The sequence below is a fragment of the Microcoleus sp. Pol12B4 genome (genome assembly GCF_036701385.1).
Lineage (GTDB): Bacteria > Cyanobacteriota > Cyanobacteriia > Cyanobacteriales > Microcoleaceae > Microcoleus.
This window is the reverse complement of record NZ_JAUBQR010000238.1, coordinates 1-10,317: the sequence shown is the minus strand read 5'-3', so window position 1 is coordinate 10,317 and position 10,317 is coordinate 1. Positions and strand designations below refer to the sequence as shown.

The 10,317-nt window shown below is 45.4% G+C and carries 12 protein-coding genes; 7 read left to right on the top strand and 5 right to left on the bottom strand.

Annotation, left to right across the window (positions count from 1 at the left end; genetic code table 11):
• On the top strand, positions 1-502 hold a 502-nt coding region (locus QUA38_RS24455; RefSeq protein ID WP_333166504.1), incomplete at its 5' end, for an energy-coupling factor ABC transporter ATP-binding protein.
• Between the two features lie 115 nt (positions 503-617).
• Here QUA38_RS24455 and QUA38_RS24450 read toward each other — a convergent pair.
• Positions 618-1,622, bottom strand: coding sequence for an ion transporter (locus QUA38_RS24450; RefSeq protein WP_333166502.1), 1,005 nt, complete (start codon positions 1,620-1,622; stop codon positions 618-620).
• A gap of 242 nt (positions 1,623-1,864) precedes the next feature.
• On the opposite strand from QUA38_RS24450, the gene QUA38_RS24445 reads away from it, so the two are divergent.
• Together QUA38_RS24445 and QUA38_RS24440 are read left to right on the top strand one after the other, a co-directional pair.
• A complete protein-coding gene (locus QUA38_RS24445; protein ID WP_333166500.1) occupies positions 1,865-2,872 on the top strand; it encodes a 2-hydroxyacid dehydrogenase in 1,008 nt (335 codons plus the stop codon).
• A 196-nt stretch (positions 2,873-3,068) separates the two neighbouring features.
• Complete coding sequence (locus QUA38_RS24440) at positions 3,069-3,506, top strand: CAAD domain-containing protein (RefSeq protein WP_333166499.1); 438 nt, start codon at positions 3,069-3,071, stop codon at positions 3,504-3,506.
• Positions 3,507-3,676: 170 nt separating this feature from the next.
• Here QUA38_RS24440 and aroA read toward each other — a convergent pair whose 3' ends face one another.
• Positions 3,677-5,032 (bottom strand): 3-phosphoshikimate 1-carboxyvinyltransferase, encoded by a 1,356-nt coding sequence (gene aroA / locus QUA38_RS24435; protein WP_333166497.1) that lies wholly within the window; start codon positions 5,030-5,032, stop codon positions 3,677-3,679.
• A 435-nt stretch (positions 5,033-5,467) separates the two neighbouring features.
• On the opposite strand from aroA, the gene QUA38_RS24430 reads away from it, so the two are divergent.
• Positions 5,468-5,971 carry a hypothetical protein gene (locus tag QUA38_RS24430; protein WP_333166495.1) on the top strand — a complete coding sequence of 168 codons (504 nt, stop codon included), beginning with the start codon at positions 5,468-5,470 and terminating at the stop codon, positions 5,969-5,971.
• 120 nt (positions 5,972-6,091) lie between these two features.
• Here QUA38_RS24430 and QUA38_RS24425 read toward each other — a convergent pair whose 3' ends face one another.
• Positions 6,092-6,571, bottom strand: coding sequence for a hypothetical protein (locus QUA38_RS24425; RefSeq protein ID WP_333166493.1), 480 nt, complete (start codon positions 6,569-6,571; stop codon positions 6,092-6,094).
• Positions 6,572-6,713: 142 nt separating this feature from the next.
• Between QUA38_RS24425 and QUA38_RS24420 the strand changes: the two genes are divergently transcribed.
• From QUA38_RS24420 to QUA38_RS24410, 3 genes are all read left to right on the top strand, one after another.
• Entirely contained in the window at positions 6,714-7,391 is a 678-nt protein-coding gene (locus QUA38_RS24420; RefSeq protein ID WP_333166491.1) for a hypothetical protein, read from the top strand.
• Positions 7,392-7,628: 237 nt separating this feature from the next.
• Positions 7,629-7,928, top strand: coding sequence for a putative quinol monooxygenase (locus QUA38_RS24415; protein ID WP_190656699.1), 300 nt, complete (start codon positions 7,629-7,631; stop codon positions 7,926-7,928).
• A gap of 114 nt (positions 7,929-8,042) precedes the next feature.
• Positions 8,043-8,846 (top strand): MOSC domain-containing protein, encoded by an 804-nt coding sequence (locus QUA38_RS24410; RefSeq protein WP_333166488.1) that lies wholly within the window; start codon positions 8,043-8,045, stop codon positions 8,844-8,846.
• Between the two features lie 116 nt (positions 8,847-8,962).
• Here QUA38_RS24410 and QUA38_RS24405 read toward each other — a convergent pair whose 3' ends face one another.
• On the bottom strand, positions 8,963-9,829 hold the full coding sequence (locus QUA38_RS24405; RefSeq protein WP_333166486.1) for a calcium-binding protein: 867 nt from the start codon (positions 9,827-9,829) through the stop codon (positions 8,963-8,965).
• A 74-nt stretch (positions 9,830-9,903) separates the two neighbouring features.
• The coding region (locus QUA38_RS24400) for a glycosyltransferase family protein (protein ID WP_333166484.1) at positions 9,904-10,317 on the bottom strand (414 nt) is incomplete at its 5' end.

Genomic DNA, 10,317 nt, shown 5'->3' with positions numbered 1-10,317 from the left:
TTTATCGCAGGCGCGCAGGCAGATTGGATTTTGCTTTCAAGATGCTAACGACCAGCTATTTATGCCGACTATTTTAGAGGATGTCATGTTCGGACCGCGCAATTATGGAGTGCCGCCTGGAGTTGCGCGCGATCGAGCTTTAGCCCTATTAGACGAATTTGGTTTAGTAGAATTTGCCAACCGTTCGGCCCATGAACTTTCGGGAGGTCAAAGAAGGTTAGCAGCCTTGGCAGCAATTTTAGCATTAGAGCCGGCAATTTTAATCTTAGACGAGCCGACCAACGGACTCGATCCCTCCTGGCGGCGTCACTTGGCTAAGGTTTTGTCCCAATTGCCGATCGAGGTAATTTTGATCGCGTCCCACAATTTGAATTGGATCGGGAAAACGACTCAAAGGGCGTTAGTTTTGGCTGACGGTAAGATTCAGGTCGATCGAGAAACGCAAGAATTGCTAAAAGATCGATCGACTCTTGAATATTACAATTTGCCACCAGACTGGTAATTAGCCATTAGTCATTAGTGCTGTACATAAAGCGGTCCTAACTGCAAGTGATTGCTTTCCTTCGGCTTGCTCTGCTAACGCTTCTGTCGCAATAACAGGCAATATATATCTGTAATTAAAGCTCGAATTTGCTAACTGCTTCATTATAAAAATGAATAGCTAAATCGCGAATAATTTCTTCATTTTTAAAATCATCCCCTAACTTCTGTTTCGCCGTTAAAACACACATTTTCATCAACTCGGATGAACTTTCGATGTGAAGCGCGATCGCACTTTGTTTTTTTTGAAACCCGACCTCGATTTCCGCCAGCATTTTGACCGATTGGTAATTAGCAGATTGCTGTAAATTTGTCGCCATTTTTTCGTGCTTTCTCCTTTGGACTTCCTCGGAAAAACCCGCAGCAATGAGCCCTGCAGGTAACGCAAAAATTCCGATTCCCAAAAATGCTAATATTGCTCCTAAAAGTTTCCCTAAAGGAGTGATTGGATAAATATCACCGTAACCGACAGTAGTTAAGGTCACAACTCCCCACCACATTGCATCGGGGATGCTCGCAAAAGTTTCTGGATGCGCCTCATTTTCAACAAAATACATGACGCTAGAGGCAAATATTAACAGAATAAAGACTGCAAATGCAGTGGCAATTAACTCCTCTTTTTTAGCGTACAATACTGCTCCTAGAGTTCTGAGTGACTCTGAATAACGGCTCATTTTTAGCAACCGCAACAAGCGCAGTAGACGAATTAAATTAACGAAGCTTAAATTAGGAAATAACAGCAATGAGTAAAACGGTAGGATTGAAATTAAATCAATCAGACTTAGCGGTGTAAGACCGTATCTCAATCTTCCCCAAAGCGGGTGGCTATATCTGCTATCGACTGTGCACACCCACAGCCTCAAAAGATATTCTATTGTAAATACTAAGGATGAAGCAATTTCGATGTTTTCCAAAATCAACTTTTGTTCTTGCGACAATATGGGTGAAGTAGAAGCAATAAAAGCGGCGACGTTTATCACAATCAAACAAGTGATAACAATATCGTCTGCTAAACTGTATAAATTGCCGATATCGGATTTTTCTAAAATTTGATAAATTTGAGTTTTGATTTGTTTAGACATCTTACTTTCTCCTAAAAAATAACAATTAACGCTCGCCCTTTACTACAGTCTAAGCAATTAGACTCAAAAAAATAAGCAGGATTTGCCTTACGGCTAAAAATCTGGTTGATTCATAGATGCCTCATTGCAAAATTCAATATTTCTCATGGAAAGTGGGTTGTTTTGGGCAACGGCTTTCTAGTAAAATTTAGAGTTGATCGGGAAAGAATTTCCAACTATTAATGGGTTTGCAGGCAAAAATCATGAAGGTAGCCGTATTCAGCACCAAATCCTACGATCGCACATTTCTGGAAGCAGCGAATGTCGGCGGCAAACACGATTTAGTTTTTTTTGAACCGCGTCTGAACCTGGAAACCAGCGTTTTGGCTGCTGGATTTCCGGCAGTCTGCGCGTTCGTGAACGACTCCTTGGACGCGAAAACGCTGCTCCGCATTGCCGAAAAAGGCGTCCGCTTGCTTGCCCTGAGATCCGCCGGATTCAATCACGTCGATTTAGCAGCAGCGAAGGATTTAGATCTAACTCTCCTCCGAGTTCCGGCTTATTCTCCCTACGCAGTAGCCGAACACGCAGTCGCTCTGATTTTGTCCCTCAACCGCAGAATCCATCGGGCTTACAACCGCGTCCGCGAAGGCAATTTCGCCCTAGATGGCCTATTGGGTTTTGACCTTCATGGCAAAACGGTGGGAATCGTTGGAACAGGGAGAATTGGCGCAATTACTGCCCAAATTCTGCACGGATTCGGGTGTCGCCTGCTGGGATACGATGTTTACCAAAACCCAGATTGCCTCGCCATAGGCATGGAATACGTCGCACTCCCGGAACTATTCGCCGCCTCTGATATTGTCAGTCTCCATTGTCCGCTGATACCGGAAACTTACCATTTGATCGGTGCAGAGGCGATCGAGCAAATGAAACCGGGGATGATGCTGATCAATACCAGCCGCGGTCAGTTGATTGACACTAAAGCTGTTACCAAAGCACTAAAGTCTGGTATAATTGGCTACCTCGGTTTAGATGTTTACGAACAAGAGACGGATTTGTTTTTTGAAGATTTGTCAAATCACGTCATCCAAGACGACGTTTTTCAGCGTTTGCTGACTTTCCCCAACGTCCTGATTACCGGACACCAAGCTTTTTTCACCGAGGAAGCTTTGAAAAATATCGCCGAAACCACGATCGGCAATATCACCGACTTTGAACAAGGACGCCCTTGCCCGAATCAAATCGACCTCGCTCAAGTGAAAAAATGAGTCAAAAGACCGATTTGGCAGCGAAGGCAATTGTTTAAAATCAAGTCATATCGTTATTTTTGCTTGCAATTTGTGAAACTCTGCCTTAGTCTCATCAATTAGTCCCTGCAGCGCGGATGCTGTGCTAATTGCCGGACAATTATACTGGCAGCAATTCACAGCCTGCAATTTTACCTGACAACGGAGGAAGTATTCAATGACACAAGCTAACTTTTCGGACGAGACACAAACAATCACTGAAGTGGTGACAGTAGATCTGGTGGAGGACAAACCGGGGGTCATGACTACAGTGACAACCACAGAAACACCGACCAGCCAGTTCCAAGATATTAAAGACCAAGTTATTACAATTTTGTCGGAACTTCCCGCCTATCTCTCTAATTTTTTTGCTGACTACCAAAAGCCCCTCATAACTGTTGGTTTAATTCTAGCAGGCGGTATTAGTATTAAGGTAATGCTGGGAGTTTTAGGTGCTCTTAATGATGTCCCTTTGGTAGCTCCAATTTTTGAGTTGATTGGTATGGGATATACGGGTTGGTTTGTTTATCGCTATCTGCTCAAGGCTTCTGATCGCCAAGAGTTGTTAACGGAAATTGATTCTTTAAAAGAACAAGTTGTAGGTAAGGATTCTTAACCGGATGTTGAAGGAAGAGGGAAGTTCGGCAACGAGCACTGTACGGGATGTAACGGATGTCAGGAAAAAGGAAGAAAGAGGATTTTTCCCAGTCTCTGATCTCCTTCCTAATCTCCCACTCCTCCCACTCCTCCCACTCCTCCCTTTCCCTCTCTCCAACTCTCCCGCTCTCAATTGGGATGGCAAACTTGTTGCAAAGTGGCGGTAAAGTCGGGGTAGGAAATGGCAGCAGCTTCTGCCCGGTGAATGTTAGTAATACCTGTGGCGTTGAGCGCTGCGATCGCCAAACTCATCGCTATTCTGTGGTCGGTGTAGCTGTCAACATCCGCACCGATCAAAGGAGTTCCCCCGGTAATTTCTAAACCGTCGGGTAACTCGGAAATTTGGGCTCCCATGCGGTTGAGTTCCGCAGCAGTCACGGCCAGTCGATCGCTCTCTTTGACTCGCAACTCGGCCGCATCTCGAATTATTGTAGTACCGGACGCAAAGATCGCCGCTACTGCCAAAATCGGGATTTCGTCAATCAGTCGGGGAATTAAGTCGCCCGCAATGGTGCATCCCCGCAATTGGCCGGAACTACGAACCAAAATATCCGCTACAGGTTCTCCGGCGGCCTCTCGCTGATTATGCAGTTCAATGTCGGCGCCCATCATCTCCAAAGCTTCCAAAATGCCTGTACGAGTTGGGTTAACGCCGACATTTTCGACTACGAGCTCGGAACCGGGGACGATCGCCCCAGCAACTAGCCAAAATGCCGCCGAACTAATATCCCCCGGTACAATCACATTCTGCCCTTGCAGTTGTGTCGGCCCAGTAACTGTCACGCTACAAGTTTCTGGATCGACGCTCAATTGGGCTCCAAACGCTCGCAGCATCCGCTCACTGTGATCCCGCGACAGGGCGGGTTCTGTGACTGTAGTTTCTCCGCTTGCCATCAAACCGGCGAGCAATATGCAAGATTTAACTTGAGCCGAGGCGATCGGAGAATGGTAGTGAATCGGTTTTAACTGCTGTCCGAGTATCCCTAAAGGAGCTAAAGAATTGCTCTTTCGACCCCAAATTTGCGCTCCCATTTGTTGTAGCGGTTTAATGACGCGCGACATGGGACGCGATCGCAAAGAACTGTCACCCGTTACTGCATAAAAACGCCCCGGATGAGACGCTAAAATTCCCAACATCAGCCTCATCGTTGTGCCGGAATTACCTGCATCCAAGACATCCACAGGCTCCTCTAACTCGCCAATTCCGACGCCCCGGACTGTCACCCGTTCCGCGTTTAGTTCAGAAACTTTGGCTCCCAGGAGCGAGAAACATTTAGCCGTGCTGCGGGGGTCTTCCCCTAGGAGTAGTCCCTCAATAGTAGTTTCACCTTGGGCGATCGCACCCAACATCAAAGCTCGGTGAGAAATTGACTTATCGCCCGGAACTCGAATCCTCCCCACCAGCGACAAGCCCGATGTCGGTTTTTGAATGCTTAAAGTTTGGCTTTTGTCAAGAAGCGTAGTAGTTATAATGTCAGCTTGCATTGAGATAAACTAGGATTGGATGGCGTTAGCTATCCTACCTTTTTCCCAGTCCTAAGTCAGTCGTCGTTTGTACGGCCTGCGGGTTTTTTCCCAATGTGTCCGGTTAACTTAAAAGCTGATTAAACTCGCCCGGAGACTCCGCTGTCAGTTATCGAGGACACAGGAGTGCGGACGCAGCAGTACGGATTTCACTTTAATTTCACCCATATTATCCGTGTATATACTTAGATTTCATGTCTAGCTCTCAGTTATCGACCAGATGATTCAATTGTGACTAAACAATTTTAGATTTTCGATTGCGAGTTGTAGATTTTTCATTTTTTTAAGCAAAAGCTCCGGAATTTGGAACCCAGCTAATCTAAAATCTAAAATCTAAAGCTTAAAATCTCAAATCTCAAACCCCCCCGATCCACAACAACTCCTACACTTTTGTTTATGCTGACGCATCACCGCAAGCCTGTAAGTTTATCGCTGGTATCCACAGATTTACCATTGTGGTCAGTTGTTGAAACCGCTGGTACACTTTATCAAAAAGACCGCGATCGCTTTCACTTGTTGTTACACGAACCAGCAATAATCGATCGGCAATTTTCCGACGGCTCGGACGAATCTGCCGAGCAAGTTACAATCTTGCCCCCAACTACAAAACCCCGGTTGCTCTGGCTAGAAGTTTCGCCCTATCGAGTCATTATGACTATGCAAGGAAACGGCAAATACAGTTACCGCCACTGCTGGGAACGAGGAATGTACGGCCTGAGCCGTTATTGGCTTCAGGGCGAATCGCTGGCGACTCCCGAACAGTTGCGACTCCGCAACTTCACCCGCAACTTGACGCTGACAGGAAAGCCGGAACCCGGACACTTGCAGTTAGAATACGAGTTGTGGTCGGAGAAAGTACAACTCGGCCGCTATATTTTGAATCTAGAAATTCATCACTAAAAATTGGGTAATTGCAAAGGGGTAGATAGTAGGTGAAGGCGACGCATTCCTCAAATTCATTCACCCCTCGTGGGTTGTTGGGGTTCGCGTGGCCATCTCAAAACTCAAAACTCTTAGCCTTTAGCGATCGCTCTTACAATAATTAATCAGTTTGCTAGTCAAAGCGTCTTGATTTGCGGCTGCTTGATTGGCCTGTTGGCCTGCTCTAATAATATCTGCTTGAGCTGTTTGGATTTGCTCTCGACCTTCTATACTTGTAGAAGCGAGATTTCCAGCCTGAAGACTTTTGCTTATGTCGCCGAGTGCTTGACTAATTTCCTGGAAAGATTTAACCGATGGCTCCTGAATTTCTTTGAGGGTTTTATCTGTTATTCGCAGATCCTCAAGTTCATTCGCTATCAGGTTCAAATTTTTAGCTAAATTGTCGGTCGTTGCAGCATCGTTGCTGTCTTTATTAACATCAATGAGAGCGTTGCCTTTGTTGACAATTTCAGTAAATTTAGTACACTGGACAGCTCGACTATTGCTGCAACTAATCGTCAGCGTACAGCAAGCAACAAATATCAGTAGGATGGTAATCTGTTTGCGAAAAAAGTACATGAACCCTCGGTTACAAAAAAAGTAGATTGTGGGATTTTGTCGTAGAGTGCGTCAGCGATTAGCCGATATATCGACTGTCGAAAAACTTTCGCGGAATTCGGACACGCTCTACTAAGCTAAACTACGTACCTGTTTAGGAACTATGGTCAAAAACAGCAATAACCTAAAGAAGGGAAGCATTTGGGGATATCTTACCCTGCTTTTGCCTATTTCCTTGACGGCGGTTGCCAGTTTCGAGTCGGGAACGATGTTTTGGGCGATCGCCACCACAGCGGGCATTGCTTGGGCTTGGAGGCTCTACCAGCAGCAACAAAAACACAAACTCGCTCATTTAGACTCGGTTTTCTACAAGTTAATCAAGGAAAATCAAGGGCGAGTTACGGCTTTGGATTTGGCGATGAATGCAAAACTCCCCGGAGAAAAGGTTCAAGAGTATCTGGACGAACGAGCCTCTGAGTTTGCAGCGGATTTTGAAGTGACAGAACAAGGCGGAATTTTGTATTATTTTCAAATAGCTCCACCTGTCACTCCAAGCGAAACACTTAATGCGGCAATAGCTGTTCAAGAGCCTCCCATAAATCGGGAAAAAGCACAAGATAAAAAACCAAATTTATTCCCCATTGCTCAAACCAAGACTCCTGAAAAACTCAAAATCTCTTTTACCCAAACGGAACTCTCCCGCAGGTTCAAAGTTCACGCAACTACGATCGGCAAGTGGAAACTTAAGCCTGAGTTTGCTCAGTGGAGCCGCGAAAAAGACCCGGAGGCAATCGCCTGGGAATATTCTACAGAAAACAAGCGATTTTATCCCAAAGATTGAGTGGCTCCGGTATAGACCAAAATATATCAATAAACCCCGTTTATACGACGCTCTGCGGTTGCTAACGAAGAATTTGGGAAGAAACCGGGTTTCTGAGACTTCAGCGCGTCCAGCACTGACTTTAGTGCCGTTGACCGATCGACCTCTTTAGGTTATTTTAAGTGAAATCGTGTTTTGCTGAGTTTGCTAAGTAAAAATCGGTAAATTCGATCGTCCTATCTGTGACTTTTTTGTCCTATGTCCAAAACAACCTTGCGAGTAGTTGCCCGCCTCGCTGCCTTTCCTGACAAAGTAGCAGAACTTAAATCTCTGCTGCTGAGCATTATGGAACCCACTCGCAAAGAAAAAGGCTGCATCAAGTACGAACTCCTGCAAAATCAAGCCGATCCCACAGATTTTACCTTCGTTGAAGAGTGGGAAAGTGCAGATTTGCTGGAACTACATCTCGGTTCAACTCACATTCAAGACGCCGTGCAAAAATTAGACGGTTTGGCCGTTGGACCTCCAGATATCCGACGCTATGAATTGCTAGCTTAATCCGGTTTGTAGAGCAATTTTATTAATGTTTATAAAATAGCTTCGTTCCCCCTCGCCCCCCTTACTAAGGGGGGACAATAGTTCAGTTTAAATTGAAGCACAGCTAAAAAATTTATGACAGTAGCAACAATAAAACAGTTATTTATTTATCCAATTAAAGGGCTGACACCGCAAGAAATGTCGGAGTTTGCTTTAACAGCCGGACACGGAATTAAGGGCGATCGAGCTTTTGCCTTAATGTTTGCAGATAATCTTGAAGCTGCAAGAATGCCGGCCGAAAATGTGCCTTGGATGAGCAAAAAAAATTTTGCTGTCCAAAACGATTGGCCTCTGTTAGCAGCTTTAGAATGTCATTATCAACCGGAAACGGCCGTTTTAACAGTCAAGCGTGAAGGAGTTGTAGTGTTATCGGCCGAAACGAACACAGCAGCGGGGCGCGATCGCATTGGCAGTTTTTTCACAGAATATTTGGCGGCAATTGAACCCACAAAAGAAGCGAGACACCCGCAGTTTGCACCTTTGCACTTAGTCGGTGACACCAGCGGCGAAACTCGCTATCCCGATCGAGAACCCGTACACATTTCTTTACTCAGTCAAGCCACATTAGACCAATTAACAGAAATTGCTGTTGAAAACATTGACGTGGGCCGATTTCGCCCGAACATTGTGCTAGAAGGTATGGCAGCTTGGTCAGAATTTGAGTTGATCGGAAAACAGTTTCAATTAGGCACGGCGCGCATAGAAGTTACAGCACGAATCGGCCGCTGTGTCAATATAGAAGTGAATCCAGAAACGGGCGAGCGGGATATTTCCCTACTCAGTTTACTCCAAAAGGAATTCGGTCACGCACAAACTGGAGTTTTAGCCAAAATTATCAACAGCGGCACAGTTAAAATCGGCGATGTTTTGCATCCCTAGAATAATCAGTTGATGCGTTGTTATATATCCGAAGCCTTTAGAGGCCTGCCCGAGTCCACAATCCGAACCCACAGCAGACAATATTAACACAAAACCCGCCCCAAGCCAGCGACTCCTTATGCTTCCGGCACCCTCACCTTATTACCAATTAAATTCAGAAAACTCGTGCCAAAATGTTGAACCTCCAAAAAATTAGCATAAGCAGGAGTTGACTTGTAAACTCTAAAAGTCCGCATAATTCCTAAAGTTGCGGCACTTTCCAGCGGGCCGATAAAGCTAGTCTCTCTGTCCAAAAAATGAGATTGCTTAGCCCAGTGTGCCATCTGTTCCGCATTCAAAAAATAGCAGCCGGAATGAGGATTTAACGCCCGCTCAAAAGCGACTGTTTGTTCCATGATTTTCCCCATTAACTGCCGCTGCTCCTCTACATTTTGAAACGGAGAAGTCGCTGACTCTGCTAAATCACCATCAACATATGCTTTAAAAACCGCGCCTTTAGGCGCTATTTCATAGCGATTAGGCTGCAGCAAATTCCCATTTCCCCCGTGATGCGTAAACCACTTTAATTTACTAAAAAACCACGGGTCGTGCAGAACCAAATCATCTTCCAAATAACAGAAATAATCGTATTTGTTAAGACACGCTCGCAAAACTGCTTGACACTCAAACCCCAAAAGCAGCGGTTCGCATTTGGTAGCGTGGTGCATAAAACATCTGGGCTGTACCGGCAGTTGAGGCAACAGATGATAACCTTGAGTAGTGCAAATAACAATGTCAATTTCGTGCTGTTGAGATTGATTTGCTGGGATTGTTGCACATTCGCTAATGTCAATCATGGACTGAGATTTGCCGTACAAAGCTTGCAGCGCTGTCACGCAAGCGGTTAAAGCATTCAGTCGCGGTTGCGGATCATTTCGCTGGGAAGCGTGTTTCCCCTCGCCGCTAGGATTGTAAAAGTGAGCAATAGTGAAGAGAATTCGCATTGGTGTGGAGTAACAATTAGAAATTAAACAATAAAACAGAACGATCGCACAATAGCCTATAAATTTTACCGCATTTAGTCACCAAATAACTCCGGCAGGCGATCGCGCAACTCAGCATTTAAACGTGGCAACTCGTCCCGCATTTGTAAGTACCAATCTCGCCGCTGCCGGTAGTGTCCACACAGCAAGCGGTTGTCGCGCACCCATTCGTAAGCATTCGCGGCTATTTCCCGGCGGCGATAAGTGTCAGAAATCAGCGAATTCAGCTTAATTTCAAACTCTTTTTCATATCTATAAATTAATCCGGTTTCACCTTCGACAATCGAATGTTCGTACACGGTGGGACTTGCCAGTACCGCTACTCCGCGCGCTGCACATTCAATAAATTTTAAGTCGGATTTCGTTTCGTTAACCGGGTTGGAAACAAGCGGCAGCAAAGCTATATCGCAACTGTACATGATTTCTTGATACCGTTCGTAACTGCAAAA